We start from the raw sequence: 26,905 nt of genomic DNA, 5'->3' as shown, positions 1-26,905 counted from the left end.
GCGGCTCAGCAGGCCGCCGCCTCGAAGAGGGTGTGCATCGCGCGGCGCAGCTCGCCGATGTCGCGTACGGGATCCGGAAACTCGAACCGCGCGTCGAAGCACGCGTCGCCGTCCTCGACGAACCGCACCCGCAGGCCGAAGCGGTCGACCGCGACCGGCACGGCGTCGAGCCGGTGCTCGGCGCAGCCGCACTCGCCGCGGTCGCCGAGCAGCGCGGACAGGGTCGCCATCTGCGCGCCGTGGGCGGCGTGCAGATGCTGGAGCAGTTCGGCCTCGTGGTCGACCAGCGGGTCGGCGACGGCGTCCCGGAAGTCCTCCGGTTCCACCTCCTCGAATCCCCACAGGTCGTCGACCGACGCCTCCCCGGTCTCCAGCCGCAGCATCATCCGGCCGGGCTGCGCCAGCCCGGGTACGGCGGTGAGCCACCCGGCGATCCGGGCGCGGCCGCGGATCCGGTGCGGTACGGACACCGGCGCGACGTCGGTGATCTCCAGCACGGCCGTCAGCTCGTCGCCCTGGGCGCGCGTCGCGGCCCGTACGACGGGGGAGTCGGCGGGGAAGCCGAGGAAGAGGTCCCCCTCGGGGCCGATGCTCCTGCTGTCGGGCATCAGCTGGTCCGGATGGATGACCGACAGCCCTGGTACGAGCAGCACGGCGGAGCAGGTACTCTGTACGAGAGTTCGTGTGCGCTCGGCTGCTGACGGCATCCGAGTGATTTCAAGCCCGCTGGGACGCGGCTGACCACGATCAGATCGGCCTTCCGTCGTAGCAGCACCTTCTGGTGTGCTGCCGCTGTCTGTGCTGTCCGTGACGTGTGTGGTGTTCCCAGGGCGAGACATGCGATCTCCTTGAGTAAGGTAAGCCTAACCTAACCTACAACGGAGGTCTGGAGAACGTGCCTAACCAGTCGCGTCCCAAGGTCAAGAAGTCGCGTGCCCTCGGCATCGCCCTGACGCCGAAGGCTGTCAAGTACTTCGAAGCCCGCCCCTACCCGCCGGGCGAGCACGGCCGTGGCCGCAAGCAGAACTCGGACTACAAGGTCCGTCTGCTCGAGAAGCAGCGTCTGCGTGCGCAGTACGACATCAGCGAGCGCCAGATGGCGCGCGCCTACGACCGCGCCCGTAAGGCCGAGGGCAAGACGGGCGAGGCGCTGGTCGTCGAGCTCGAGCGCCGCCTCGACGCCCTGGTCCTGCGTTCGGGCATCGCCCGCACCATCTACCAGGCCCGCCAGATGGTCGTCCACGGCCACATCGAGGTCAACGGTGGCAAGGTCGACAAGCCGTCCTTCCGCGTGCGCCCCGACGACGTCGTGCAGGTCCGCGAGCGCAGCCGCGCCAAGGTGCCCTTCCAGGTCGCCCGTGAGGGTGGCTACGACACCGACGGCGAGACCCCGCGCTACCTCCAGGTGAACCTGAAGGCCCTGGCCTTCCGCCTGGACCGGGACCCGAACCGCAAGGAAATCCCGGTCATCTGCGACGAGCAGCTCGTCGTCGAGTACTACGCCCGCTGACGCAGGCGCGGCTCTCAACCGAGCTCGGGCCCGCCCCTTCCCGTCGTACGGGAGGCGGCGGGCCTTCGCGTTTCCCCGGCCTTCCCCGCCGCCCCGGGCGCCCCCTCTGAAGGCGCGCCCCCGTCCTCGGCGCCGGTGCGGCCGTCCGCCGGAGCCACGCCGTCCCGCGCGCCCGCCCGGAGCGCCCGCGCCACCGCCGTCCCGGTGTCCAGACGGCGGCCCGAGCGCCGTCCGGTCTCGTACCGGGCGTCCCCCAGCTGCGCCCTCGCCCGCTCCTCGCACTCGGCCCTGGGCCTGCCGTAGTGGGCGGAGCCGAACAGCGGCAGGCCCACCGAGGGCCAGATCCGGTCCGCCGCCCCCTGCATCACCGCCGCCTCGGCCGCGTCGCCCTCGGCCGTGGTGACGAGGGCCAGCAGTTCGAGCGAGAGGACCGTGCCGAGCAGGTCGTCGAAGGTGTGCGCGATGGACAGGGACCGCTCCAGCAACCGGCGCGCCCGCCCGTGCAGGCCGGAGCGCAGCGAGGTGTACCCCAGGACGTACAGCGCGTAGGCCAGGGTCCACCGCTCGCCGTGGTCCTCGCAGACCTCACGGACCTCGTCGCAGATCGCCGCGGCCGATTCCAGGTCCCCGCGGAACGCCACGGCCATGCCGAGCTCGACCTGGGCCATCAGCACGTTGCTGTTCAGCTCGCCGATCTCCCGGTAGCGGCCGACCGCCTCGCGCAGCAGTTCCTCGGCGCGTACCGGGTCGTCCGTGACGATCGAGAGGCAGCCCGTGCGGTGCACGGCGTAGGCGACGGCGGTGGCGTCCCCCGAGCGCTCCCCCTCCTCCCGGCACTCCTGGAGGGCCGACACCGCGCCGGCCGGATCGCCCTGCAGCACCGCGACGTAGCCGAGCACCCACAGTGCCTTGAGCCGTGCGTGGTCGTACGGCGACTCCTCCTCCAGCACGTGCTCCAGCCAGTGGCGGCCCTCCGAGAGGCGCCCGCAGCCCACCCAGTAGAACCAGAGCGTGCCCGCCAGGTACTGGGCGAGGTGCACCTCCTCCGGGCTCTCCATCGAGCACTCCATCGCGCGGCGGAGATTGGGCAGCTCGTCCTCGATCCGGGCCGCGGCCTCCGCCTGCCGGGGGCTGAACCAGTCCAGTTCGCACCATGTCGCCAGCCCGAGGTACCAGTCCCGGTGCCTGCGGCGCAGCCGCTCCGCGTCCCCGGCCGCCCGCAGCCACTCGGCGCCGTACTCCCGCACGGTGTCCAGGAGCCGGTAGCGGCAGCCCGTGGCGGACTCCTCGCGCAGCACCACGGACTGCGCCAGCAGTTCGTCCAGTACGTCGAGCACGGCATCGGCCGGCAGCCCCCGGCCGCCGCAGACGTACTCGACGGCCTCCAGGTCGAACGGCCCGGCGAACACCGAGAGCCGGGCCCACAGCAGCCGTTGCCCGGGAGCGCACAGCTCGTGGCTCCAGCCGATGGCCGTACGCAGCGTCCGGTGGCGGGGGAGCGCGCTCGGACTGCCTCCGGTCAGCAGCCGGAAGCGGTCGTCGAGGCGGTGCAGCACCTGCTCCACGGACAGGGCGCGCAGCCGTCCCGCGGCGAGTTCCAGGGCCAGCGGGATGCCGTCGAGCCGGCGGCAGAGTTCCCGCGTGGCCTCCAGCTCGCCGCCGGCCGGCCGGAATCCCGGCCGTACCGCGCGGGCGCGCCGGGTGAAGAGTTCCAGCGCGTCGTCGTCCGTCATCGGAGCCAGCGGGAAGGTGAGTTCGCCGTCCACCCGCAGCGGCCGGCGGCCGGCCGCGAGCACCTGGAGGTGCGGCGCCCGGCGCAGCAGTTCGCGTACGAGCTCGGCGCACGGGCCGGCGAGATGCTCGAACCCGTCGATCACGAGCAGGAGCCGCCGCCGCGCGCAGTGCTCGATCAGCACGGTACGGGGCAGCCTGCTGGTGTGGTCGGTGAGCCCCAGGGCGCCGGCCAGCGCGTGTTCCAGCAGGCCGGGATCGTGGACGGAGGACAGCTCGGCCACCCACACGCCATCGCAGTACCGTTTCTCCACCAGGGCCGCGAGCCGCAGGGCGAACCGGCTCTTGCCGACGCCCGCGACCCCGGCCACGGTGACGAGCCTGGACTCGCCCAGGAGCGGAGCGAGTTCGGCCAGCTCGGCGTCGCGCCCCACGAAGGTGCTCAGCTCCGCCGGGAGGTTTCCGCGTACGGGAGCGGGCTCCGCGCCGTCGGGGGTGGGGGAGGGGGGCTGAGGGTGTCGCATGAAACACGCAGAGTACTGGCACATAAGCTCTCCGTACAATCTCCCCGCCCCGGGCCCCGCGCCACCCGCCCGTAATGCGGTACGGCGCGTGACGCCCGGCGCGATAGGCTCGGGGGACGACGATCGGCAGTGGCGGCAGGACGCGCCGGCCGACCGGTGACAGGCAGACACCGGCGGGGAGAGGTCCCCGCCGATGCGGGCGACGAGCAGAGAGCGGTGCACTGTGTCCGGTGGAGAGGTGGCCGGCATCCTGGTGGCTGTCTTCTGGGCGATCCTGGTTTCCTTCCTCGCCGTGGTACTGGTGAGACTGGCCCAGACGCTCAGGGCGACCACCGCGCTGGTGGCGGACGTGACGGAGCAGGCGGTCCCGCTCCTCGCCGACGCCTCCGCGACGCTGCGCTCCGCGCAGACCCAGCTGGACAAGGTCGACTCCATCGCGAGCGACGTCCAGGAGGTCACCTCCAACGCCTCCGCGCTCTCCACCACCGTCGCGTCGACGTTCGGCGGCCCGCTCGTGAAGGTCGCGGCGTTCGGCTACGGGGTGCGGCAGGCGATCGGCCGCCGCAACGCCGCCGAGCCGGAACCGGCCCGCCGCGCCTCGCGCCGCGCCGTGATCGTCGGCCGAACCGTGCCGTCCGCCCGCGACCGGAAGCGGAACGGCCGAAGCTCCCGCGGACAGAAGGACTGACGCAGCGATGTTCCGCCGAACCTTCTGGTTCACCGCCGGCGCGGCCGCCGGCGTCTGGGCCACCACCAAGGTCAACCGCAAGATCCGTCAGCTGACCCCCGAGAGCCTCGCGGCGCAGGCCGCCGACAAGGCGCTCGAAGCGGGCCACAGACTGAAGGACTTCGCCCTCGACGTGCGCGAGGGCATGGTCAGGCGCGAGGCCGAACTGGGCGGGGCGCTCGGCATCGAGCGGGCCGACGACCCCGGACTCGTCACCTACCGATCACTTCCCTACAACTCGAACAACCGGAATGAGGACCACTGATGGAGTCGGCTGAGATTCGCCGCCGCTGGCTGAGCTTCTTCGAGGAGCGCGGTCACACCGTCGTCCCTTCGGCGTCGCTCATCGCGGACGACCCGACTCTGCTCCTCGTCCCCGCGGGCATGGTCCCCTTCAAGCCGTACTTCCTCGGCGAGGTCAAGCCGCCCGCCCCGCGCGTCACCAGCGTGCAGAAGTGCGTGCGTACGCCGGACATCGAAGAGGTCGGCAAGACCACCCGGCACGGCACGTTCTTCCAGATGTGCGGCAACTTCTCCTTCGGCGACTACTTCAAGGAAGGCGCCATCGAGTTCGCCTGGGCGGCGCTCACGAACTCCCTGGAGGACGGCGGCTTCGGGCTCGACCCCGAGCGGCTGTGGATCACCGTCTACCTGGACGACGACGAGGCCGAGCAGATCTGGCGCGACAGGATCGGCGTCCCCGCCGAGCGCATCCAGCGCCTGGGCAAGAAGGACAACTTCTGGTCCATGGGCGTTCCCGGACCCTGCGGCCCGTGCTCCGAGATCAACTACGACCGCGGCCCCGAGTTCGGCGTCGAGGGCGGTCCCGCCGTCAACGACGAGCGGTACGTGGAGATCTGGAACCTCGTCTTCATGCAGTACGAGCGGGGCGCGGGTGACGGCAAGGAGGACTTCCCGATCCTGGGCGACCTGCCGTCGAAGAACATCGACACGGGCCTCGGCCTCGAGCGCCTCGCCATGATCCTCCAGGGCGTACAGAACATGTACGAGACCGACACCCTGCGCGTGGTCATGGACAAGGCCACCGAGCTCACCGGTGTGCGCTACGGCGCCGACCACGGCTCCGACGTCTCGCTGCGCGTGGTCGCCGACCACATCCGCACCTCGGTGATGCTCATCGGCGACGGCGTCACCCCCGGCAACGAGGGCCGCGGCTACGTGCTGCGCCGCATCATGCGCCGTGCCATCCGCAACATGCGCCTGATGGGCGCCACCGGTCCGGTCGTCCGCGAGCTCGTCGCCACCGTCGTCGACACGATGGGGCAGCAGTACCCGGAGCTGATCACCGACCGCAAGCGCGTCGAGACCGTCGCGCTCGCCGAGGAGGCCGCGTTCCTCAAGGCCCTCAAGGGCGGCACGAACATCCTCGAGACCGCCGTCACGGAGACCAAGGCCGCCGGCGGCAGGGTCCTGGCCGGCGACAAGGCGTTCCTGCTCCACGACACCTGGGGCTTCCCGATCGACCTCACCCTGGAGATGGCCGCCGAACAGGGCCTCTCCGTCGACGAGGACGGCTTCCGCCGGCTCATGCAGGAGCAGCGGGACAAGGCCAAGGCCGACGCCAAGGCCAAGAAGACCGGCCACGCCGACCTGTCCGCCTACCGCGAGGTCGCCGACACCGCAGGCGCCACCGAGTTCACCGGATACGCCTCCGTCGAGGGCGAGTCGAAGATCGTCGGTCTGCTCGTCGACGGCGTGCCCTCGCCGGCCGCCACCGAGGGCGACGAGGTCGAGGTCGTCCTGGACCGCACCCCGTTCTACGCCGAGGGCGGCGGCCAGCTCGCCGACCAGGGGCGCATCCGGCTCGACACCGGAGCCGTCATCCAGGTCCGCGACGTGCAGCAGCCGGTCCCGGGCGTCTCCGTCCACAAGGGCTCGGTCCAGGTCGGCGAGGTGACCGTCGGCGCCTCCGCCTACGCCGCCATCGACAACACGCGCCGCCGCGCCATCGCCCGCGCCCACAGCGCCACGCACCTCACGCACCAGGCCCTGCGCGACGCGCTCGGCCCGACCGCCGCCCAGGCCGGCTCGGAGAACTCCCCCGGCCGCTTCCGCTTCGACTTCGGCTCGCCCGCCGCCGTACCCGGCACGGTCCTCACCGACGTCGAACAGAAGATCAACGAGGTCCTCGCCCGGGAACTCGACGTCCAGGCCGAGGTCATGTCCATCGACGAGGCCAAGAAGCAGGGCGCCATCGCCGAGTTCGGCGAGAAGTACGGCGAGCGGGTCCGTGTCGTCACCATCGGTGACTTCTCCAAGGAGCTGTGCGGCGGCACGCACGTCCACAACACCGCCCAGCTCGGTCTGGTGAAGCTGCTCGGCGAGTCGTCGATCGGCTCCGGGGTCCGGCGCATCGAGGCCCTCGTGGGCGTGGACGCGTACAACTTCCTGGCCAAGGAGCACACGGTCGTCGCCCAGCTCCAGGAGCTGCTCAAGGGACGCCCCGAGGAGCTCCCCGAGAAGATCTCCGGCATGCTCGGCAAGCTGAAGGACGCCGAGAAGGAGATCGAGAAGTTCCGCGCGGAGAAGGTCCTCCAGGCCGCCGCCGGGCTCGTGGAGTCGGCCAAGGACGTACGCGGTGTCGCCCTGGTCACCGGACAGGTGCCGGACGGCACCTCGGCCGACGACCTGCGCAAGCTCGTCCTGGACGTGCGCGGGCGGATCCAGGGCGGCCGGCCGGCCGTCGTGGCCCTGTTCACCACGGCCAACGGCCGACCGCTCACGGTCATCGCCACCAACGAGGCGGCCCGCGAGCGCGGCCTCAAGGCCGGTGACCTGGTGCGCACCGCGGCCAAGACCCTCGGCGGCGGCGGTGGCGGCAAGCCGGACGTCGCCCAGGGCGGCGGTCAGAACCCGGACGCCATCGGCGACGCCGTCGCCGCTGTCGAACGCCTCGTCACCGAGACGGCGTGACGCCGGGCATGCCGCAGATGCGCCGTGGACGCCGACTCGCCATCGACGTCGGTGACGCGCGTATCGGGGTCGCCTCGTGCGACCCCGACGGGATCCTCGCCACGCCGGTGGAGACCGTGCCGGGACGCGACGTCCCGGCCGCCCACCGGCGGCTCGGCCGGATCGTGGAGGAGTACGAGCCGATCGAGGTCATCGTCGGCCTGCCGCGGTCCCTGGGCGGCGGTGAGGGCCCGGCCGCCGAGAAGGTCCGTGCCTTCGCCCAGGTGTTCGCCCGCGCGATCGCACCGGTCCCGGTGCGCCTCGTGGACGAGAGAATGACCACGGTCACGGCCACCCAGGGGCTGCGCGCTTCGGGCGTGAAGTCCAAGAAGGGCCGCTCCGTCATCGACCAGGCCGCCGCCGTGGTGATCCTCCAGAATGCTCTGGAGTCCGAACGGGCGTCAGGCAGTGCCCCTGGTGAGGGCGTCGAAGTGGTTGTCTGATCGCGATACGGTAACGTTCCGCGCGATGCGGCGGTGTTCGAACAGAGACCGCACAGCAAAGCGAAGAGACGGAGCGTCGTCTCGCGGCTCAAGGGGATCGATGACTGAGTATGGCCGGGGCCCCGGCTCCGAACCGTGGCATCCCGAGGACCCCTTGTACGGGGACCAGGGATGGGGAGGCCGGCAGGCTGCCCACGGCCAGGGCCAGTACGACGGCCAGCAGCAGCCCTATGCGCAGGACCCGTACGCCCAGCAGGGCTACCAGCAGGACCCGTACGGGCAGCAGCAGGAGCCGTACCCGCCGCAGCAGCATCCGCAGGACCCGTACGCGCAGCAGCAGTACCAGCAGCAGTACGGCGCCCCGCAGGCCCCGCACGACCCGTACGCGCCGCAGCACCCGCAGGACCCGTACGCCCAGCATCCGCAGGACCCGTACGCGCAGCAGCCGCAGCAGCAGTCCCAGCCGCAGTACGACGGCGGCTGGGACACCGGCCAGCAGGCGGCGATGCCGTACGGGGCGCAGCAGGCGCAGTACGGCGACACCCCCGGCGGCGGCTACGGCGAACAGGGCGACCACTACGGGACGCCCGAGGCCTACCCCCCGCCGCAGCCCCCGGGGCGCCGCGAGGAACCGCAGCGGCAGCAGAGCCCGGACTGGGACCCGGACGCGCCTCAGGAGGAGACCCACCCTTTCTTCACGGGCACGGACGAATCCTCCGAGAGACCCGGCACCCGCTCCCGGCCCCGTGAGGACGACGAGAGCGACGACGACCCGCGCGAGTCCCGCCGTGGCGGCGGCGAACGCCGGGGCAAGGGCAAGAAGAAGAGCCGCAACGGCTGCGCGTGCCTCGGTGTCGCGGCCGTCCTCGTCGGCGGCCTCGGCGGGGTGGCCTACCTCGGCTACTCGTACTACCAGAGCCAGTTCGGCGCGGCGCCCGACTTCGCGGGCGACGGCACGGGGTCGGTCGAGGTCGAGATCCCCGAGGGCGCCTACGGGAACGAGATCGCGAGCATCCTGAAGAAGGCCGGCGTCGTGAAGTCGTCGGGTGCCTTCATCTCCGCCCAGAACGGAAAGTACAAAGGGAAGTCCATCCAGGCCGGTGTCTATCTCCTGAAGAAGGAGATGTCCGGCGAGAGCGCCATGGCTCTGATGCTCAACCCGAAGAGCCAGAACGGACTGGTCGTTCCGCCCGGCACGCGCAACGCCGCCGTGTACGAGAAGATCGACACGAGGCTGGACCTCAAGCCGGGGACGACCGAAGAGGTCGCCAAGAAGAACGCCGGCAGTCTGGGTCTGCCCGCATGGGCAAACAACGACCCGGCCATAAAGGATCCGCTGGAGGGCTTCCTCTATCCGGCCACCTATTCGGTCGCCAAGGGGACGAAGCCCGAGGTCGTCCTGAAGAAGATGGTCAGCCGGGCGGATGCCGAGTACGCGAAGCTCGACCTGGAAGGCGCTGCCAAGAAGTACGACCTCGACGGCCCCTGGCAGGTGCTCACGGTGGCCAGCCTGGTGCAGGCGGAGGGACTCACCCACGATGACTTCCGCAAGATGGCGGAGGTCATCTACAACCGCCTGAAGCCGGACAACACGGTGACCAACCGTAAACTCGAATTCGACTCGGCCTTCAATTATCTGAAGAAGCAGAGCGAAATCAAGATCCTGTCGAAGGAGATCCGGACCAACGACGACCCCTACAACACCTATTACCACGCGGGTCTGACTCCGGGGCCGATCGGCAATCCGGGCGACGACGCCCTGCGGGCCGCCCTCGACCCGACGGGTGACGGGTGGATGTTCTTCATCTCGCTCGACGGAAAGAAGACCGACTTCACCAAGACGGCGGCCGAGCACGAGAAGCTCAACGAGAAGTTCAAGGAGCAGCATGACCTCGGCTGAGGGCCGTCGCCGGGCGGCCGTGCTGGGCTCGCCCATCGGCCACTCCCTGTCCCCGGATCTGCACCGGGCCGCGTATGCGGAGCTCGGCCTCCGGGACTGGTCCTACGAGCGCTTCGACGTGGACGAGGCGGCGCTCCCCGGCTTCTTCGAGGGGCTGGATCCCACCTGGGCGGGTCTCTCCCTGACCATGCCGCTCAAGCGGGCCGTCATCCCCCTGCTGGACGGGATCAGCAACACGGCGGCGTCGGTCGGGACGGTGAACACGGTGGTGTTCTCCGAGGGCGGCCGGCGGACCGGGGACAACACCGATATCCCCGGCATGGTCGCCGCCCTGCGTGAACGCGGAGTGGAGAAGGCGGAGTCCGCCGCCGTCCTGGGCGCCGGCGCCACGGCGTCCTCCGCGCTGGCGGCGCTCGCCGAGATCTGCACGGGCCCGGTCACGGCCTATGTCCGCAGCGCGGCGCGGGCCGACGAGATGCGCGGCTGGGGGGAACGCCTCGGCGTCGATGTGAGGACCGCGGACTGGGCCATGGCCGCCGAGGCCTTCCGCGCGCCGCTGGTGATCGCCACGACTCCCGCCGGTACCACGGACGCCCTCGCCGACGACGTCCCCGCGACGCCCGGCACCCTGTTCGACGTGCTGTACGAGCCCTGGCCCACCCGGCTGGCCTCGCGCTGGGCGGAGGCCGGCGGTCCCGTGGTCGGCGGCCTCGACCTCCTCGTCCACCAGGCCGTGCTCCAGGTGGAGCTGATGACGGGCTGCGCGGAAGCGCCGCTGGCGGCCATGAGGGCGGCGGGCGAGGCGGCGCTCGGCGGGCGGGGGCCGGACGCTCGCGCGTGACACGGGCCCCGCGTGGGGCGCGGTAGGGCGGCAGCCGGAGGGGCGGACGGGACGGAGGGTCCGCCCGCCCGCCGGCTTCCGGAAGGCCTAGGCGGCCTCGGACACCCAGCAGGTCTTGTACGTCACGATCGCACTGCCCTCCTTGTTCGCGATCTGGATTCCGATGCCGTACAGGCCCGCGTCGCTCTGCGCGGTCGTGTACCAGGTCCGGCCGCCGGGCGCGCCGCCGGAGTACGAACGCCAGCCCCAGTACTTGATCGTGCCGCTGTAGTTGCGGGACACGAAGCGGATCTCGGGGTGGTGGCCGTCCGAGGCGATGTCGAGGGCGGTCAGCCCCAGGTCGATCGAGGTCGTGGTGCCCTTGCTCCACCAGCGGTATCCCAGCTCACCCTCGGCGCCGCCCGACGTGCAGCTGATGTAGCGCCAGTCCGAGTTGCCGACCCCGGCGTGCGCGGTGCCTCCGAGGGTGACCGACAGGGCCAGTGCCGCGCCGAGGCTGAGCGGTATCAGGGATTTACGCATGCTGCACGTCCTCATAAATTGTTTACCGAAATTTCAGTGTCGCGATTCTTGCGTCCCCCTGATGAAGCGTCAAGCACGTTTTCTTCACTTGATGCAAATAGCATGCATGGTGCCTGAATCAGTAGTAGGTGAAGCTTTATCCGGCAGGTCTGTTGCGCCCGATGAGTGAGGACCGGTGCCCGATGGTCCTTTTGTGCTGAGCGGCGTGCGGGCCGGATTCTCCGTCCGGGCGGCCCCGTGACGCGTCCGTCTGCTGGACCGGCGGCGGGCCGGTCCCCCCGACCGTGGGAGGATCGGAGGCGGCGGGCCAGGGCCGCGCACCCGGTCGCGCCGTCGCAGTTACAGGCGCGAGCATGAGGAGCACCGTTGAGCAGGTTGCGCTGGCTGACCGCCGGAGAGTCGCACGGCCCCGCACTGGTGGCGACGCTGGAGGGTCTTCCCGCCGGTATCCCCGTCACCACGGAGATGGTGGCGGACGCGCTCGCCAGGCGACGGCTCGGTTACGGGCGCGGCGCCCGCATGAAGTTCGAGAGGGACGAGGTCACCTTCCTCGGCGGCGTCCGGCACGGCCTCACCATGGGTTCGCCCGTCGCCGTGATGGTGGGCAACACGGAGTGGCCCAAGTGGGAGCAGGTCATGTCGGCCGACCCGGTCGACCCCGACGTGCTGGCCGAGCAGGCCCGTAACGCCCCGCTGACCCGCCCCAGGCCCGGTCACGCCGACCTGGCCGGGATGCAGAAGTACGGCTTCGACGAGGCCCGGCCGGTCCTGGAGCGCGCCAGCGCCCGGGAGACCGCCGCCCGTGTCGCCCTCGGCGCCGTCGCCCGCTCCTACCTCAAGGAGACCGCGGGCATCGAGATCGTCTCCCACGTCGTCGAGCTGGCCGCGGCCAAGGCGCCCTACGGCGTCCACCCCAAGCCCTCCGACGTCGAGCGGCTCGACGCCGACCCCGTGCGCTGCCTGGACGCCGAGGCGTCGAAGCAGATGGTCGCGGAGATCGACCAGGCCCACAAGGACGGCGACACGCTCGGCGGTGTCGTCGAGGTGCTCGCCTACGGCGTCCCCGTCGGCCTCGGCTCGCACGTGCACTGGGACCGCAGGCTCGACGCACGGCTCGCCGCCGCGCTCATGGGCATCCAGGCCATCAAGGGCGTCGAGGTCGGCGACGGCTTCGACCTCGCCCGGGTGCCGGGCTCCGAGGCCCACGACGAGATCGTGGCCACCCCGGACGGGATCAGGCGCACCTCCGGCCGCTCCGGCGGCACCGAGGGCGGGCTGACCACCGGTGAGCTGCTGCGCGTCCGCGCCGCGATGAAGCCCATCGCCACGGTGCCGCGCGCGCTCGCCACCGTCGACGTGGTGACCGGCGAGGCGGCCAAGGCCCATCACCAGCGGTCCGACGTGTGTGCCGTCCCGGCCGCCGGGATCGTCGCCGAGGCGATGGTGGCCCTCGTGCTGGCCGACGCGGTCGCGGAGAAGTTCGGCGGCGACAGCGTGGCCGAGACCCGCCGCAACGTGCGGTCGTACCTCTCCCACCTCCAGATCCGGTGAGCGCCCCGCTGATCGTCCTGGTCGGCCCGATGGGGGTCGGCAAGTCGACCGTGGGCGAACTGCTCGCCGACCGGCTCGGGACCACCTATCGCGACACCGACGCGGACGTCGTGGCCGAGGCCGGCAAGTCGATCGCGGAGATCTTCTTCGACGAGGGCGAGGAGCGCTTCCGCGCCCTGGAACGCCAGGCGGTCCGGGACGCGGTCGCCGAGCACCCGGGTGTCCTCGCGCTCGGCGGAGGGGCCGTGCTCGACGCCACGACGCGCGGGCTGCTGGCCGGCCACCGGGTCGTCTACCTGTCGATGGACGTCGACGAGGCGGTGCGGCGGGTCGGGCTGAACACCGCCCGCCCCCTGCTCGCCGTCAACCCGCGGCGGCAGTGGCGTGAGCTCATGGACGCCAGGCGCCATCTGTACGAGGACGTGGCGGGCGCGACCGTCGCGACCGACGCCCGCACCCCCGACGAGGTCGCCCAGGCGGTCCTCGACGCAACAGGACTGCCGGACCGGACGGCCGCGGCCGTGCCGGACGGCCAGGAGAACCCCACGATGACCGAGCAGGGCACCACCCGTATCCAGATCGCCGGCACCGCGGGCACCGACCCCTACGAGGTGCTCGTCGGCCGCCAGCTCCTCGGCGAGCTGCCGAACCTCATCGGTGACCGGGCCGCGCGGGTCGCCGTCCTGCACCCCGAGGCGCTCGCCGAGACCGGTGAGGCGGTCCGCGAGGACCTCGCGGCCCAGGGCTACGAGGCCATCGCGATCCAGCTGCCCAACGCCGAGGAGGCCAAGACCGTCGAGGTCGCCGCCTACTGCTGGAAGGCGCTCGGCCAGACCGGCTTCACCCGCACCGACGTCATCGTCGGCGTGGGCGGCGGCGCCACCACCGACGTCGCCGGCTTCGTGGCCGCGTCCTGGCTGCGCGGGGTCCGCTGGATCGCCGTCCCGACGACCGTCCTCGCCATGGTCGACGCGGCGGTCGGCGGCAAGACGGGCATCAACACCGCCGAGGGCAAGAACCTCGTCGGCGCCTTCCACCCGCCGGCCGGGGTGCTCTGCGACCTCGCCGCGCTGGACTCGCTGCCCGTCAACGACTACGTCTCCGGCATGGCCGAGATCATCAAGGCGGGCTTCATCGCCGACCCGGTGATCCTCGACCTGGTCGAGGCCGACCCCCAGGGCGCGCGTACCCCCGCCGGACCGCACACCGCGGAGCTGATCGAGCGCTCCATCAGGGTCAAGGCCGAGGTCGTCTCCAACGACCTCAAGGAGTCCGGCCTCAGGGAGATCCTCAACTACGGGCACACCCTGGCCCACGCCATCGAGAAGAACGAGCGCTACAAGTGGCGCCACGGCGCGGCCGTCTCCGTCGGCCTGGTCTTCGCCGCCGAGCTGGGCCGGCTCGCCGGACGCCTCGACGACGCCACCGCCGACCGGCACCGCGCCGTCCTGGAGTCCGTCGGGCTGCCGCTCACCTACCGCGGTGACCAGTGGCCCAAGCTCCTGGAGAACATGAAGGTCGACAAGAAGTCCCGCGGCGACCTGCTGCGCTTCATCGTCCTGGACGGCATCGGCAAGCCCACCGTCCTGGAGGGCCCCGACCCGGCCGTCCTGCTCGCCGCCTTCGGGGAGGTCTCCGCGTGACGGCCCGCAGGGTGCTCGTGCTCAACGGTCCGAACCTCGGGCGCCTCGGCTCGCGTGAGCCCGACGTGTACGGGGCGACGTCGTACGCCGGTCTCGTGGAGGCCTGCCAGGTCCTCGGCAAGGAACTCGGCTTCGACGTCGAGGTCCGCGAGACCAACGACGAGGGCGAACTGATCCGCTGGCTCCACGAGGCGGCGGACGGTTCGGTTCCGGTCGTCCTCAACCCCGGTGCCTTCACGCACTACTCGTACGGGATGCGTGACGCGGCGGCCCAGCGCACCGCCCCGCTGATCGAGGTCCACATCTCGAACCCGTACGCGCGTGAGGAGTTCCGCCACACCTCGGTGGTCGCCCCGGTGGCCACCGGCACGGTGGCGGGGTTCGGCATCGGCTCCTACCGGCTGGCCCTGCGGGCCCTGGCCGGCGAACTGGCCGACTGACACCGGGCACTTCGCGCCTTCCCCGCCCGTTCACCGCGTGGCGGCCGGGGAAGGTACGGTTGCCGTCGACCAGCGCCAGTTGCCTGCACGAGACGGAGTGGCACCGGATGCAGCACGCAGTGGGGGCCCCGCTGCCGCCGCCCCACGGTCCCGGAAACGGACCGTGGACGCACCAGGCCCAGCACTCAGGCCACCCCGGCCCAGCGGGGCCGCCTCCTCCTCCCATGGCCCCCGGGCCCCAGCACGGGACGCCCGTGCCCCGACACGTCCCGGTTCCGCCGTCCAGGGAGACCACCGGGCACGTCCAGCTGCCGCCCGGCGGACCCGTGCCGCTGCCCGCGCCGCCCGCCGAGCCGGGGACCGGCGCCGCGACCCTGGCCGTGCTCCTGATCGGACCGGCCGGAGCGGGCAAGACCACGGTCGCCAAGCTCTGGGCCGGCCGCCGCCGCGTCCCCACCGCGCACGTCTCGCTGGACGACGTCCGTGAATGGGTCTGCTCCGGCTTCGCCGACCCGCAGGCCGGGTGGAACGACCACTCCGAGGCCCAGTACCGCCTGGCACGGCGCACCTGCGGCTTCGCGGCCCGTAACTTCCTGGCCAACGGCATCTCCTGCATCCTCGACGACGCCGTCTTCCCCGACCGGCCCGTCGTCGGTCTCGGCGGGTGGAAGCGCCACGTGGGTCCCGGGCTGCTCCCGGTGGTCCTCCTGCCCGGCCTGGAGGTCGTCCTGGAGCGCAACGCGGCGCGCAGCGGGAACCGCAGGCTCTCCGACGAGGAGGTCGCCCGGATCCACGGCCGCATGGCCGGCTGGTACGGCTCGGGCCTGCCGATCATCGACAACTCCACCTACGACGTCGAGACGACCGCGCGGGTCCTCGACGACGTCCTGGCGCGCTCCATAGCCAGCCCCCCGGCCTGGTAGCGGCCGTGCCGTTCCCGGTCGGGTGCGCTGACCGGGCGGGGCCCGGGACCCGCTCGTAGGCTCGGAAACATGTCAGAGGTGTACGCCGTCCGACGCGGGCTGCTGCGCGACCGGTTCGCCGCCGCCGGATCCGCGGCAGCCCTGGTCTCCCGCCCCGCCAACGTCCGCTATCTCGCGGGCGGGGCCCCGCCCGGCTCCGTGCTGCTGCTCGGTCCCGGCGAGGACGTCCTGCTCTGCCCCCGGGCACCGACCGGGGCCTCCGCCCACGGGCGCCCCGACGACCGGCTGCGGCTGACCGTCCTGCCCCAGCCCGACGGGGACCCGGTGGTGGCCGCCGCCGGCCTCGCCGGAAGCCGGAGCGCCGACTCCCTGGCCGTCGAGGAGCACGACCTGACGGTCTCCCGCCACCGCGCCATGGGCGCGGTCGCACCGCGTCTGCGCCTGCGCGACCTCGGCAGCACCGTCGAGCAGCTGCGTCTGGTGAAGGACGAGGAGGAGATCGCCTGCCTGCGGATCGCGGCGGAGATCACCGACCAGGCCCTGGGCGAACTCCTCGAATCCATCCTCGTGGGGCGTACCGAGCGCCACCTCGCCCTGGAACTGGAGCGCCGGCTGGTGGACCACGGCGCGGACGGACCGGCCTTCGCCACCTCCGTGGGAACGGGCCCGCACTCGGGGCAGGGCCGTCACCGGCCCACCGACCGCAGGGTCGAGGAAGGCGATTTCCTCTCCGTCTGCCTGGGGGCGAACTACCGCGGGTACCGGTGCGAGATCGGCCGGACGTTCGTCATCGGCACCAGCCCGGCGGACTGGCAGATCGAGCTCTACGACCTCGTTTTCGCCGCTCAGCGGGCCGGACGGGAGGCTCTCCTGCCCGGCACCGCCTACCGTGACGTGGACCGTGCCGCCCGCCATCTCCTGGACTCCGCGGGCCACTCGGACTGCCTCCCGCCGAGCACCGGGCACGGGGTCGGGCTCGAAATCGACGAGGACCCGCAGTTGGCACCGGCAGCCATGGGTAAACTGGACGCTTGCGTGCCGGTCACCGTCGAACCGGGGGTCCACCTCCCGGGCCGGGGCGGTGTCCGGATCGATGACACGCTCGTCGTGCGCCCCGAGGCGGACGGCGGACCCGAGCTACTCACCATTACGACCAAGGAGCTGCTCGCGCTCTAGGGGAACTCCTCGCGGAGGCTCCGGCGCGCATCCTTGGCCGTCCACCAGCTTCAGTCCAGGAGATTCCGCAACCGTGGCTTCCACGAACGACCTCAAGAACGGCCTGGTGCTCAAGCTCGACGGAGGCCAGCTCTGGTCCGTCGTCGAGTTCCAGCACGTCAAGCCCGGCAAGGGCCCCGCCTTCGTGCGCACCAAGCTCAAGAACGTGCTCTCCGGCAAGGTCGTCGACAAGACGTTCAACGCCGGCGTGAAGGTCGAAACGGCCACCATCGACCGCCGGGACATGCAGTTCTCGTACATGGACGGCGAGTACTTCGTCTTCATGGACATGGACACGTACGACCAGCTCATGGTCGACCGCAAGTCCGTCGGTGACGCCGCCAACTTCCTGATCGAGGGCTTCACCGCCTCCGTCGCCCAGCACGAGGGCGAGGTGCTCTACGTCGAGCTGCCCGCCGCGGTCGAGCTGACCATCAAGCACACGGACCCCGGTGTCCAGGGCGACCGCTCCACCGGTGGCACCAAGCCCGCCACGCTGGAGACCGACTACGAGATCGGTGTGCCGCTCTTCATCACCACCGGCGAGAAGATCAAGGTCGACACCCGTACGGGCGACTACCTCGGCCGGGTGAACAGCTAACCGTGGCTGCCCGGAACAAGGCCCGCAAGCGCGCCTTCCAGATCCTTTTCGAGGCCGACCAGCGCGGTGAGTCCGTGCAGACGGTCCTCGCGGACTGGGTACGGCTCTCGCGGACCGACGACCGTCAGCCGCCGGTCGGTGAATTCACGATGGAACTGGTCGAGGGGTACGCGCAGTACGCGGACCGGATCGACGACCTCATCGTCACCTACGCCGTGGACTGGGAGATCGACCGCATGCCGGTCGTCGACCGGAGCATCCTGCGGCTCGGCGCGTACGAGCTGGTCTGGATGGACTCGACCCCGGACGCCGTGGTGATCGACGAGGCGGTCCAGCTGGCCAAGGAGTTCTCCACGGACGACTCCCCGGCCTTCGTGAACGGCCTGCTGGCCCGGTTCAAGGACCTCAAGCCGAATCTCCGCCGGGAGCAGTGATCCTCCGGCGGCGTTGAGCCGAACGAAGGGCCCACGGTCGACACGACCGTGGGCCCTTCGGCGTACCGGGTCGGCCGCGGGGGAGCGGCCGGGGAACGACGCAGGGCCGGCGGGGATCCTGGAGATCCCCGCCGGCCCTGCGGTACTTCCTGGGAAGGGTCGGGTCAGCCCTCGTCGTGGGCGACCGCGCGGCGCGCGTCGGCGTCCAGCACACCCCAGCTGATCAGCTGCTCCGTGAGCACGGACGGCGACTGGTCGTAGATCACGGCCAGCGTGCGCAGGTCGTCCTGGCGGATCGAGAGCACCTTGCCGTTGTAGTCGCCGCGCTGGCTCTGGATCGTCGCCGCGTAGCGCTGGAGCGGTCCGGCCTTCTCCGGCGGCACGTGGGCCAGCCGCTCCAGGTCGAGGACCAGCTTCGGCGGCGGCTCGGCCGCGCCGCCGGGGGTCGTGCCGGGCAGGAGCTCCTGCACCGGAACGCCGTAGAAGTCGGCCAGCTCGGCAAGGCGCTGCACCGTCACGGCGCGGTCACCGCGCTCGTAGGAACCGACCACGACGGCCTTCCAGCGGCCCTGCGACTTCTCCTCCACGCCGTGGAGGGAGAGGCCCTGCTGGGTGCGGATGGCGCGGAGCTTGGCCCCGAGCTGCTTTGCGTATTCGCTGGACATAAGGCTCCCCGGACGCTGGAACATTCTGCGGCTGGGCCGCGTGGCTGGTAACTCACTGTGAGGTTACGCAGCGTTACTTGGCTGCGTCAAGCCGAAAGGTCCGGACTGCCACCTCCTGGGGGCGGGGCCAGGGCCTCGCGCAAGCCCTGGTAACGTGGATGACGCAATTTCGACGTCCTTTAACATCCGTCCAGTGAGGCGGAGAAGGAGGTCCGTTTCTTATGGACGCACAGCATGACCGGACCGGCAATGCGGCACGGCCCGTTCTCGAGGCCCCCGACATCGCCCGGGTACTGACCCGGATCGCCCACGAGATCGTCGAACGCGCCAAGGGCGCCGACGACGTGGTGCTGCTCGGCATCCCGACACGGGGGGTCTTCCTCGCCCGTCGGCTCGCCGGAAAGCTCGAAGAGATCACCGGCCGGAAGACGCCGGTCGGGTCGCTCGACATCACGATGTACCGCGACGACCTGCGGATGCGCCCCGCGCGTGCGCTCGGGCGCACGGAGATCCCCGGTGAGGGCATCGAGGGCAGTCTCGTCGTCCTGGTCGACGACGTGCTCTTCTCCGGGCGCACGATCCGCGCCGCACTCGACGCGCTCGGCGACATCGGACGGCCGCGCGCCGTACAGCTCGCGGTGCTCGTCGACCGGGGCCACCGCGAACTCCCGATCCGCGCCGACTACGTCGGCAAGAACCTCCCCACGTCGCTGCGGGAGACGGTCAGGGTCCAGCTCGCCGAGGAGGACGGCCGCGACGCGGTCCTGCTCGGCGTCAAGCAGCCCGCCCCGGCGGGCGAGCAGTAGCGGATTCCCCTTCCGTGCGCCCCTCCGGCCGCACGGCTGCTTCCGCACGCCCGCCTGCCTGATCCCTCCACCCTTCACGGAGACCCCCAGATGCTGCGCCCTCCCGGGGAGAACCCCCGGACCCCCCGTCACCTCATCTCGGCCGCAGACCTCACCCGCGACGACGCCGTCCTGATCCTCGACACCGCCGAGGAGATGGCCCGGGTCGCGGACCGGCCGATCAAGAAACTCCCCACCCTGCGTGGACGAACGGTCGTCAACCTGTTCTTCGAGGACTCGACCCGGACGCGGATCTCCTTCGAGGCCGCCGCCAAGCGCCTCTCCGCCGACGTCATCAACTTCTCCGCGAAGGGGTCGTCCGTCTCCAAGGGCGAGTCGCTCAAGGACACCGCCCTCACCCTGGAGGCCATGGGCGCCGACGCCGTCGTCATCCGGCACGGCGCCTCCGGAGCCCCCTACCGCCTCGCGACCTCGGGCTGGATCGACAGCGCGGTCGTCAACGCCGGTGACGGCACGCACGAGCACCCCACCCAGGCCCTGCTCGACGCCTTCACCATGCGCCGCCGCCTGGTCGGCCCCGACGCCGGGATCGGCCGGGACCTCGAAGGCCGCCGGATCACGATCGTCGGCGACATCCTGCACAGCCGCGTGGCCCGCTCCAACGTCCACCTGCTGCACACGCTCGGCGCGCACGTGACACTGGTGGCCCCGCCCACCCTCGTGCCCGTCGGCGTCGAGCGGTGGCCCTGCGACGTCAGCTACCGGCTCGACGACGTACTGCCGAAGTCGGACGCCGTGATGATGCTCCGCGTGCAGCGCGAGCGGATGAACGCCGCCTACTTCCCGACCGAGCGCGAGTACTCCCGGCGCTACGGCCTGGACGGCGAGCGCATGGCGCGGATGCCGGAACACTCCATCGTGATGCACCCCGGCCCGATGGTCCGCGGCATGGAGATCACCGCCCAGGTCGCGGACTCCGACCGCTGCACCGCCGTCGAGCAGGTCGCGAACGGCGTCTCCACCCGCATGGCCGTCCTGTACCTGCTGCTGGGCGGCTCCGAGACCGCCCTGCCGTCCGCCGCCGCCCGTACCGAGGAGAACAAGTAACCATGAGCAAGATCCTGATCCGCGGTGCGAAGGTCCTCGGCGGCGAGCCGACGGACGTCCTCATCGACGGCGAGAACGTGGCCAGGACCGGCACCGGCATCGAGGCCGGGGACGCCACCGTCGTCGAGGCGGCCGGCCAGATCCTGCTGCCGGGCCTCGTCGACCTGCACACCCATCTCCGCGAGCCCGGCCGCGAGGACTCCGAGACGGTCCTGACCGGTACCAGGGCGGCCGCGTCCGGCGGCTTCACCGCCGTCCACGCCATGGCCAACACCTTCCCCGTCGCCGACACCGCCGGTGTCGTCGAGCAGGTCTGGCGCCTCGGCAAGGAGTCCGGATACTGCGACGTGCAGCCCGTCGGCGCCGTCACCGTCGGCCTGGAGGGCAAACAGCTCGCCGAGCTCGGCGCCATGCACGACTCCGCCGCCGGGGTGAAGGTCTTCTCCGACGACGGCAAGTGCGTCGACGACGCCGTGATCATGCGCCGCGCCCTGGAGTACGTGAAGGCCTTCGACGGAGTCGTCGCCCAGCACGCCCAGGAGCCCCGCCTCACCGAGGGCGCCCAGATGAACGAGGGCGTCGTCTCGGCCGAGCTCGGTCTCGGCGGCTGGCCCGCCGTCGCCGAGGAGTCCGTCATCGCCCGCGACGTCCTCCTCGCCGCCCACGTCGGCTCCCGGGTGCACATCTGCCACCTGTCGACCGCCGGCTCCGTGGAGATCATCCGCTGGGCCAAGTCCAAGGGGTGGAACGTCACCGCCGAGGTGACCCCGCACCACCTGCTGCTCACCGACGAGCTCGTACGGACCTACAACCCGGTCTACAAGGTGAACCCGCCGCTGCGCACCGAGGCCGACGTGATGGCCCTGCGCGAGGCCCTCGCCGACGGCACCATCGACTGCGTGGCCACCGACCACGCGCCGCACCCGCACGAGGACAAGGACTGCGAGTGGGCCGCCGCCGCCATGGGCATGGTGGGCCTGGAGACCGCGCTCTCCGTGGTCCAGCAGACGATGGTGGACACCGGGCTGCTCGACTGGGCGGGCGTCGCCGACCGCATGTCGGTCCGCCCCGCGGCCATCGGCCGGCTCGAAGGACACGGCCGGCCCGTCTCGGCCGGTGAGCCCGCCAACCTCACTCTGGTCGATCCGTCATACCGTGGAGCAGTGGACCCCGCGGGCTTCGCCTCCCGCAGCCGCAACACTCCGTACGAGGGTCGCGAGCTGCCCGGCCGAGTGACCCACACCTTCCTGCGGGGCCGTGCCACGGTCGTAGACGGGAAGCTCGCGTGACAACACCTCACCCCAACCATCAGCTCTACCAGCTGGCCGCCGACCAGAGGTCGGCCGAAGTGACGGACTGGTCCGCCCGCATCAGCTGGGTCCTCGGTCTGGCCGTCTTCATCGCGTTCGTCTACTGGCTGATGCGCCAGGGATGGAAGTGGCGGGGGAGCCTCCAGTCCGGCCTGCCGCCGCTCGCGACGGCCCCCGAGGGCTTCGCGGACGACGAGGTACTGCTCACACTCACCGGCCGCTACCACGCCTCGACGACCGCCGGGCAGTGGCTCGACCGGATCGTGGCGCACGGCCTCGGCACCCGCAGCCGGGCCGAGCTGACCCTGACCGCGCGCGGACTCGACGTCATACGCCCCGGCGCGGCCGGCTTCTTCGTCCCGGCCGCCGCACTGCGCGAGGCCCGGCTCGACAAGGCGCTCGCCGGCAAGGTCCTCCCCGAGGGCGGCCTGCTCGTCATCACCTGGGCACACGGCGACCGGCTGATCGACTCCGGCTTCCGCTCGGACCGCGCCGCCGAACACCAGGCGTGGGTAGACACCGTCGCCCGCCTCGCCGGTACGCCCGGCGACCACCTCACCAGCACCACCACCAGCACGACGGAAGGCACCGCACGATGACGATCTCCACCCGGGGGGCCGCGAAGGCTCCCGCCGTACTCGTCCTGGAGGACGGCCGCTCCTTCCGCGGCCGCGCCTACGGGGCCGTGGGGGAGACCTTCGGCGAAGCGGTGTTCTCCACCGGCATGACCGGCTACCAGGAGACGCTGACCGACCCCTCGTACCACCGCCAGGTCGTCGTCATGACCGCCCCGCACGTCGGCAACACCGGTGTGAACGACGAGGACCCCGAGTCCGGGCGCATCTGGGTCTCCGGCTACGTCGTCCGCGACCCCGCCCGGGTGCCCTCCAACTGGCGCTCCCGCCGGTCGCTGGACGAGGAACTCGCCGAGCAGGGCGTCGTCGGTATCAGCGGCGTCGACACCCGCGCGCTCACCCGCCACCTGCGCGAGCGCGGCGCGATGCGCGTCGGGATCTTCTCCGGCAACGCCGTCCAGGACGAGGGCATGCTGCTCGCCAAGGTGCGCCAGGCCCCCGAGATGTCCGGCGCCGACCTCGCGGCCGAGGTCGCCACCAAGGAGGCGTACGTCGTCCCCGCGGTCGGCACCAGGAAGTTCACCGTCGCGGCGATCGACCTCGGCATCAAGGGCATGACCCCGCACCGCATGGCCGAGCGCGGCATCGAGGTGCACGTCCTGCCCGCCACCGCCACCCTGGAGGACGTCTACGCCGTCGAGCCGGACGGAGTCTTCTTCTCCAACGGCCCCGGCGACCCCTCCACCGCCGACCACCCGGTCTCCGTCATGCGCGGTGTGCTGGAGCGGAAGACCCCGCTCTTCGGCATCTGCTTCGGCAACCAGATCCTGGGCCGCTCGCTCGGCTTCGGCACCTACAAGCTGAAGTACGGCCACCGCGGCATCAACCAGCCCGTGCAGGACCGCACGACCGGCAAGGTCGAGGTCACCGCGCACAACCACGGCTTCGCCGTCGACGCCCCGCTCGACAAGGTCTCCGACACCGAGTTCGGCCGCGCCGAGGTCTCCCACGTATGCCTGAACGACCAGGTCGTCGAAGGCCTCCAGCTGCTCGACCAGCCGGCGTTCAGCGTCCAGTACCACCCCGAAGCCGCCGCGGGCCCGCACGACGCCGCATACCTCTTCGACCGTTTCGTCACCCTGATGGAGGGCCAGCGTGCCTAAGCGCTCCGATATCCAGTCCGTCCTGGTCATCGGCTCCGGCCCGATCGTCATCGGGCAGGCCGCCGAGTTCGACTACTCCGGGACCCAGGCCTGCCGCGTGCTCAAGGCCGAGGGCCTGCGCGTCATCCTGGTGAACTCCAACCCGGCCACGATCATGACCGACCCGGAGATCGCCGACGCCACGTACGTCGAGCCGATCACCCCCGAGTTCGTCGAGAAGATCATCGCCAAGGAGCGCCCCGACGCGCTGCTGCCGACCCTGGGCGGCCAGACCGCGCTCAACACCGCCATCTCCATGCACGGGAACGGTGTCCTGGAGAAGTACGGCGTCGAGCTCATCGGCGCCAACGTCGAGGCCATCAACAAGGGCGAGGACCGCGACCTCTTCAAGGGCGTCGTCGAAGCCGTGAAGGCCAAGATCGGATACGGCGAGTCCGCCCGCTCCGTCATCTGCCACACCATGGACGACGTCATCGCCGGCGTCGACACCCTCGGCGGCTACCCCGTCGTCGTCCGCCCCTCCTTCACCATGGGCGGCGCCGGCTCCGGCTTCGCCCACGACGAGGAGGAACTGCGCCGCATCGCCGGACAGGGCCTCACGCTCTCGCCGACCACCGAGGTGCTCCTGGAGGAGTCCATCCTCGGCTGGAAGGAGTACGAGCTGGAGCTGATGCGCGACAAGAACGACAACGTCGTGGTCGTCTGCTCCATCGAGAACTTCGACCCGATGGGCGTCCACACCGGCGACTCCATCACGGTCGCCCCCTCCATGACCCTCACCGACCGCGAGTACCAGCGGCTGCGCGACATCGGCATCGCGATCATCCGCGAGGTGGGCGTCGACACCGGCGGCTGCAACATCCAGTTCGCCATCGACCCCGCCGACGGCCGGGTCATCGTGATCGAGATGAACCCGCGCGTCTCCCGCTCCTCCGCGCTCGCCTCCAAGGCCACCGGCTTCCCGATCGCCAAGATCGCCGCCAAGCTGGCGGTCGGCTACACGCTGGACGAGATCCCCAACGACATCACCGAGAAGACCCCGGCCTCCTTCGAGCCGACCCTCGACTACGTCGTCGTCAAGGCCCCGCGCTTCGCCTTCGAGAAGTTCCCCTCCGCCGACTCCACCCTCACCACCACCATGAAGTCGGTCGGCGAGGCCATGGCGATCGGCCGCAACTTCACCGAGGCCCTTCAGAAGGCCCTGCGCTCCCTGGAGAAGAAGGGCTCGCAGTTCGCCTTCACCGGCCGCACCGGCGACAAGGACGAGCTGCTCGCCCAGGCGGTCCGCCCCACGGACGGGCGCATCAACACCGTGATGCAGGCCATCCGCGCGGGCGCCACCCAGGAAGAGGTCTTCGACGCCACGAAGATCGACCCCTGGTTCGTCGACCAGCTCTTCCTGATCAAGGAGATCGCCGACGAACTGGCCGCCGCCGACCGCCTGGACACCGAGCTGCTCGCCGAGGCGAAGCGGCACGGCTTCTCCGACGCGCAGATCGGCGAGATCCGCGGCCTGCGCGAGGACGTCGTGCGCGAGGTCCGGCACGCCCTCGGCATCCGCCCGGTCTACAAGACGGTGGACACCTGCGCGGCGGAGTTCGCCGCCAGGACGCCGTACTTCTACTCCAGTTACGACGAGGAGAGCGAGGTCGCGCCCCGCACCAAGCCCGCGGTGATCATCCTCGGCTCCGGTCCGAACCGCATCGGCCAGGGCATCGAGTTCGACTACTCCTGCGTCCACGCCTCCTTCGCGCTGAGCGACGCGGGCTACGAGACCGTGATGGTCAACTGCAACCCGGAGACCGTCTCCACGGACTACGACACCTCCGACCGGCTGTACTTCGAGCCGCTCACCCTGGAGGACGTCCTGGAGATCGTGCACGCGGAGTCGCTGGCGGGCCCGATCGCCGGCGTCATCGTGCAGCTCGGCGGCCAGACCCCGCTCGGCCTCTCGCAGGCGCTCAAGGACAACGGCGTGCCCGTCGTGGGCACCTCCCCCGAGGCGATCCACGCCGCCGAGGACCGCGGCGCCTTCGGCCGGGTGCTCGCCGAGGCCGGGCTGCCCGCCCCGAAGCACGGCACCGCCACCACCTTCGCCGAGGCCAAGGCCATCGCCGACGAGATCGGCTACCCCGTCCTCGTACGCCCCTCGTACGTGCTCGGCGGCCGCGGCATGGAGATCGTCTACGACGAGACCCGCCTCTCCGCCTACATCGCCGAGTCCACCGAGATCAGCCCCACCCGGCCGGTCCTGGTCGACCGCTTCCTCGACGACGCGATCGAGATCGACGTCGACGCGCTCTACGACGGCACCGAGCTCTACCTCGGCGGCGTCATGGAGCACATCGAGGAGGCCGGCATCCACTCCGGCGACTCGGCCTGCGCGCTGCCCCCGATCACGCTCGGCGGCTTCGACATCAAGCGGCTGCGCGCCTCCACCGAGGGAATCGCCAAGGGCGTCGGCGTCCGCGGACTCATCAACATCCAGTTCGCCCTCTCCGGCGACATCCTGTACGTCCTGGAGGCCAACCCGCGCGCCTCGCGGACCGTCCCCTTCACCTCGAAGGCGACCGCGGTCCCGCTCGCGAAGGCCGCCGCCCGCATCTCGCTGGGCGCGACCGTCGCGGAACTGCGCGCGGAGGGACTGCTGCCGAAGCACGGCGACGGCGGCACCCTGCCCCTGGACGCGCCGATCTCCGTCAAGGAGGCCGTCATGCCGTGGTCGCGCTTCCGCGACATCCACGGCCGCGGCGTCGACACCGTCCTCGGCCCGGAGATGCGCTCCACCGGCGAGGTCATGGGCATCGACTCGGCCTTCGGCACGGCGTACGCCAAGTCGCAGGCCGGCGCGTACGGTCCGCTTCCCACCCAGGGCCGCGCCTTCATCTCCGTCGCCAACCGGGACAAGCGCTCGATGATCTTCCCGGCGCGTGAGCTCGTCGCCCACGGCTTCGAACTGTTCGCGACCTCCGGCACCGCCGAGGTGCTCAAGCGCAACGGCATCAACGCCACCGTCGTGCGCAAGCAGTCCGAGGGCGAGGGCCCCGACGGACAGAAGACCATCGTCCAGCTGATCCACGACGGCGAGGTCGACCTCATCGTCAACACCCCCTACGGGACGGGCGGCAGGCTCGACGGCTACGAGATCCGCACCGCGGCCGTCGCCCGGTCCGTGCCGTGCCTGACCACGGTCCAGGCGCTCGCCGCCGCCGTCCAGGGCATCGACGCGCTCAACCACGGCGGTGTCGGCGTACGTTCCCTCCAGGAACACGCGGAACATCTGACCGCGGCCCGCGACTGA

At 71.2% G+C, this 26,905-nt stretch carries 24 protein-coding genes; 20 read left to right on the top strand and 4 right to left on the bottom strand.

The annotated features are described in order from the left end of the window. Positions 1-5: 5 nt before the first annotated feature. On the bottom strand, positions 6-707 hold the full coding sequence (locus ACFVS9_RS12360) for a DUF2470 domain-containing protein (RefSeq protein ID WP_383116253.1): 702 nt from the start codon (positions 705-707) through the stop codon (positions 6-8). Positions 708-895: 188 nt separating this feature from the next. Between ACFVS9_RS12360 and rpsD the strand changes: the two genes are divergently transcribed. Next, a complete protein-coding gene (rpsD, locus tag ACFVS9_RS12355) occupies positions 896-1,510 on the top strand; it encodes a 30S ribosomal protein S4 (protein WP_099176856.1) in 615 nt (204 codons plus the stop codon). 14 nt (positions 1,511-1,524) lie between these two features. Here rpsD and ACFVS9_RS12350 read toward each other — a convergent pair whose 3' ends face one another. Then, the gene (locus tag ACFVS9_RS12350) at positions 1,525-3,765 is read right to left on the bottom strand and encodes an ATP-binding protein (RefSeq protein WP_389931704.1); all 2,241 of its coding nucleotides are present in this window, start codon (positions 3,763-3,765) and stop codon (positions 1,525-1,527) included. 238 nt (positions 3,766-4,003) lie between these two features. Here ACFVS9_RS12350 and ACFVS9_RS12345 point away from each other — a divergent pair, with 238 nt between their 5' ends. From ACFVS9_RS12345 to ACFVS9_RS12320, 6 genes are all read left to right on the top strand, one after another. Continuing rightward, entirely contained in the window at positions 4,004-4,453 is a 450-nt protein-coding gene (locus ACFVS9_RS12345) for a DUF948 domain-containing protein (protein ID WP_383116280.1), read from the top strand. A gap of 7 nt (positions 4,454-4,460) precedes the next feature. Then, a complete protein-coding gene (locus tag ACFVS9_RS12340; RefSeq protein ID WP_383116251.1) occupies positions 4,461-4,757 on the top strand; it encodes a hypothetical protein in 297 nt (98 codons plus the stop codon). Continuing rightward, positions 4,757-7,426, top strand: coding sequence for an alanine--tRNA ligase (gene alaS, locus ACFVS9_RS12335; protein WP_383116250.1), 2,670 nt, complete (start codon positions 4,757-4,759; stop codon positions 7,424-7,426). The genes ACFVS9_RS12340 and alaS overlap by 1 nt, the downstream gene beginning before the upstream one ends. Continuing rightward, positions 7,423-7,908, top strand: a complete 486-nt coding sequence (gene ruvX, locus ACFVS9_RS12330; RefSeq protein WP_383116249.1) for a Holliday junction resolvase RuvX — start codon at positions 7,423-7,425, stop codon at positions 7,906-7,908. The genes alaS and ruvX overlap by 4 nt, the downstream gene beginning before the upstream one ends. A 100-nt stretch (positions 7,909-8,008) precedes the next feature. Then, positions 8,009-9,808, top strand: coding sequence for an endolytic transglycosylase MltG (gene mltG / locus ACFVS9_RS12325; RefSeq protein WP_389931701.1), 1,800 nt, complete (start codon positions 8,009-8,011; stop codon positions 9,806-9,808). Then, positions 9,795-10,649 carry a shikimate dehydrogenase gene (locus ACFVS9_RS12320; protein ID WP_389931699.1) on the top strand — a complete coding sequence of 285 codons (855 nt, stop codon included), beginning with the start codon at positions 9,795-9,797 and terminating at the stop codon, positions 10,647-10,649. Before mltG ends, ACFVS9_RS12320 begins: the two co-directional genes overlap by 14 nt. A gap of 87 nt (positions 10,650-10,736) precedes the next feature. On the opposite strand, the gene ACFVS9_RS12315 is transcribed toward ACFVS9_RS12320, so the two are convergent. Continuing rightward, on the bottom strand, positions 10,737-11,171 hold the full coding sequence (locus ACFVS9_RS12315; protein WP_389931698.1) for a hypothetical protein: 435 nt from the start codon (positions 11,169-11,171) through the stop codon (positions 10,737-10,739). A 366-nt stretch (positions 11,172-11,537) separates the two neighbouring features. Here ACFVS9_RS12315 and aroC point away from each other — a divergent pair, with 366 nt between their 5' ends. The 7 genes from aroC (at position 11,538) to nusB (ending at position 17,978) form a co-directional block, all read left to right on the top strand. Further along, a complete protein-coding gene (aroC, locus tag ACFVS9_RS12310) occupies positions 11,538-12,722 on the top strand; it encodes a chorismate synthase (protein WP_383116245.1) in 1,185 nt (394 codons plus the stop codon). After that, entirely contained in the window at positions 12,719-14,365 is a 1,647-nt protein-coding gene (gene aroB, locus ACFVS9_RS12305; protein ID WP_383116244.1) for a 3-dehydroquinate synthase, read from the top strand. The genes aroC and aroB overlap by 4 nt, the downstream gene beginning before the upstream one ends. Further along, complete coding sequence (gene aroQ / locus ACFVS9_RS12300; RefSeq protein WP_383116243.1) at positions 14,362-14,805, top strand: type II 3-dehydroquinate dehydratase; 444 nt, start codon at positions 14,362-14,364, stop codon at positions 14,803-14,805. Before aroB ends, aroQ begins: the two co-directional genes overlap by 4 nt. Positions 14,806-14,912: 107 nt before the next feature. Continuing rightward, entirely contained in the window at positions 14,913-15,728 is an 816-nt protein-coding gene (locus tag ACFVS9_RS12295) for a Pro-rich N-terminal domain-containing protein (RefSeq protein ID WP_383116242.1), read from the top strand. A 69-nt stretch (positions 15,729-15,797) separates the two neighbouring features. Continuing rightward, on the top strand, positions 15,798-16,904 hold the full coding sequence (locus ACFVS9_RS12290) for a M24 family metallopeptidase (RefSeq protein ID WP_389931696.1): 1,107 nt from the start codon (positions 15,798-15,800) through the stop codon (positions 16,902-16,904). Positions 16,905-16,977: 73 nt separating this feature from the next. After that, positions 16,978-17,544 (top strand): elongation factor P, encoded by a 567-nt coding sequence (efp, locus tag ACFVS9_RS12285; RefSeq protein WP_383116240.1) that lies wholly within the window; start codon positions 16,978-16,980, stop codon positions 17,542-17,544. Between the two features lie 2 nt (positions 17,545-17,546). Further along, positions 17,547-17,978: a transcription antitermination factor NusB gene (nusB, locus tag ACFVS9_RS12280; protein WP_015576379.1), complete on the top strand. Its 432-nt coding sequence runs from the start codon at positions 17,547-17,549 to the stop codon at positions 17,976-17,978. A 164-nt stretch (positions 17,979-18,142) separates the two neighbouring features. Here the strand turns inward: nusB and bldD are convergent, their stop codons facing one another. Beyond that, positions 18,143-18,643, bottom strand: a complete 501-nt coding sequence (gene bldD, locus ACFVS9_RS12275; protein WP_014157378.1) for a transcriptional regulator BldD — start codon at positions 18,641-18,643, stop codon at positions 18,143-18,145. A gap of 221 nt (positions 18,644-18,864) precedes the next feature. Between bldD and pyrR the strand changes: the two genes are divergently transcribed. The 6 genes from pyrR to carB all read left to right on the top strand — a co-directional run bounded on the left by pyrR (position 18,865) and on the right by carB (position 26,905). Beyond that, positions 18,865-19,449 (top strand): bifunctional pyr operon transcriptional regulator/uracil phosphoribosyltransferase PyrR, encoded by a 585-nt coding sequence (gene pyrR, locus ACFVS9_RS12270; RefSeq protein ID WP_383118587.1) that lies wholly within the window; start codon positions 18,865-18,867, stop codon positions 19,447-19,449. Between the two features lie 90 nt (positions 19,450-19,539). Then, complete coding sequence (locus tag ACFVS9_RS12265; RefSeq protein ID WP_383118586.1) at positions 19,540-20,556, top strand: aspartate carbamoyltransferase catalytic subunit; 1,017 nt, start codon at positions 19,540-19,542, stop codon at positions 20,554-20,556. 2 nt (positions 20,557-20,558) lie between these two features. Further along, complete coding sequence (locus ACFVS9_RS12260; RefSeq protein WP_389931693.1) at positions 20,559-21,845, top strand: dihydroorotase; 1,287 nt, start codon at positions 20,559-20,561, stop codon at positions 21,843-21,845. Next, the gene (locus ACFVS9_RS12255) at positions 21,842-22,465 is read left to right on the top strand and encodes a hypothetical protein (RefSeq protein WP_389931692.1); all 624 of its coding nucleotides are present in this window, start codon (positions 21,842-21,844) and stop codon (positions 22,463-22,465) included. The genes ACFVS9_RS12260 and ACFVS9_RS12255 overlap by 4 nt, the downstream gene beginning before the upstream one ends. Further along, entirely contained in the window at positions 22,462-23,604 is a 1,143-nt protein-coding gene (gene carA, locus ACFVS9_RS12250) for a glutamine-hydrolyzing carbamoyl-phosphate synthase small subunit (RefSeq protein ID WP_383118583.1), read from the top strand. Before ACFVS9_RS12255 ends, carA begins: the two co-directional genes overlap by 4 nt. Further along, positions 23,597-26,905 carry a carbamoyl-phosphate synthase large subunit gene (gene carB / locus ACFVS9_RS12245; protein WP_383118582.1) on the top strand — a complete coding sequence of 1,103 codons (3,309 nt, stop codon included), beginning with the start codon at positions 23,597-23,599 and terminating at the stop codon, positions 26,903-26,905. The genes carA and carB overlap by 8 nt, the downstream gene beginning before the upstream one ends.

This window comes from Streptomyces sp. NPDC058008 (assembly GCF_042886395.1).
GTDB lineage: Bacteria > Actinomycetota > Actinomycetes > Streptomycetales > Streptomycetaceae > Streptomyces.
Note: the sequence above shows the minus strand (reverse complement) of the source record. Positions and strands in the feature narration are given on the sequence as shown.

Bases quoted from the DNA above. Each gene is read 5' to 3' on its own strand.
- bldD (WP_014157378.1), bottom strand. From the start codon at position 18,643: ATGTCCAGCGAATACGCAAAGCAGCTCGGGGCCAAGCTCCGCGCCATC.
- ACFVS9_RS12360 (WP_383116253.1), bottom strand. From the start codon at position 707: ATGCCGTCAGCAGCCGAGCGCACACGAACTCTCGTACAGAGTACCTGC.
- ACFVS9_RS12265 (WP_383118586.1), top strand. From the start codon at position 19,540: ATGCTGCGCCCTCCCGGGGAGAACCCCCGGACCCCCCGTCACCTCATC.
- mltG (WP_389931701.1), top strand. From the start codon at position 8,009: ATGACTGAGTATGGCCGGGGCCCCGGCTCCGAACCGTGGCATCCCGAG.
- ACFVS9_RS12290 (WP_389931696.1), top strand. From the start codon at position 15,798: ATGTCAGAGGTGTACGCCGTCCGACGCGGGCTGCTGCGCGACCGGTTC.
- ACFVS9_RS12315 (WP_389931698.1), bottom strand. From the start codon at position 11,171: ATGCGTAAATCCCTGATACCGCTCAGCCTCGGCGCGGCACTGGCCCTG.
- ACFVS9_RS12350 (WP_389931704.1), bottom strand. From the start codon at position 3,765: ATGCGACACCCTCAGCCCCCCTCCCCCACCCCCGACGGCGCGGAGCCC.
- pyrR (WP_383118587.1), top strand. From the start codon at position 18,865: ATGGACGCACAGCATGACCGGACCGGCAATGCGGCACGGCCCGTTCTC.
- alaS (WP_383116250.1), top strand. From the start codon at position 4,757: ATGGAGTCGGCTGAGATTCGCCGCCGCTGGCTGAGCTTCTTCGAGGAG.
- ACFVS9_RS12295 (WP_383116242.1), top strand. From the start codon at position 14,913: ATGCAGCACGCAGTGGGGGCCCCGCTGCCGCCGCCCCACGGTCCCGGA.
- ACFVS9_RS12340 (WP_383116251.1), top strand. From the start codon at position 4,461: ATGTTCCGCCGAACCTTCTGGTTCACCGCCGGCGCGGCCGCCGGCGTC.
- carA (WP_383118583.1), top strand. From the start codon at position 22,462: ATGACGATCTCCACCCGGGGGGCCGCGAAGGCTCCCGCCGTACTCGTC.
- ACFVS9_RS12260 (WP_389931693.1), top strand. From the start codon at position 20,559: ATGAGCAAGATCCTGATCCGCGGTGCGAAGGTCCTCGGCGGCGAGCCG.
- ACFVS9_RS12320 (WP_389931699.1), top strand. From the start codon at position 9,795: ATGACCTCGGCTGAGGGCCGTCGCCGGGCGGCCGTGCTGGGCTCGCCC.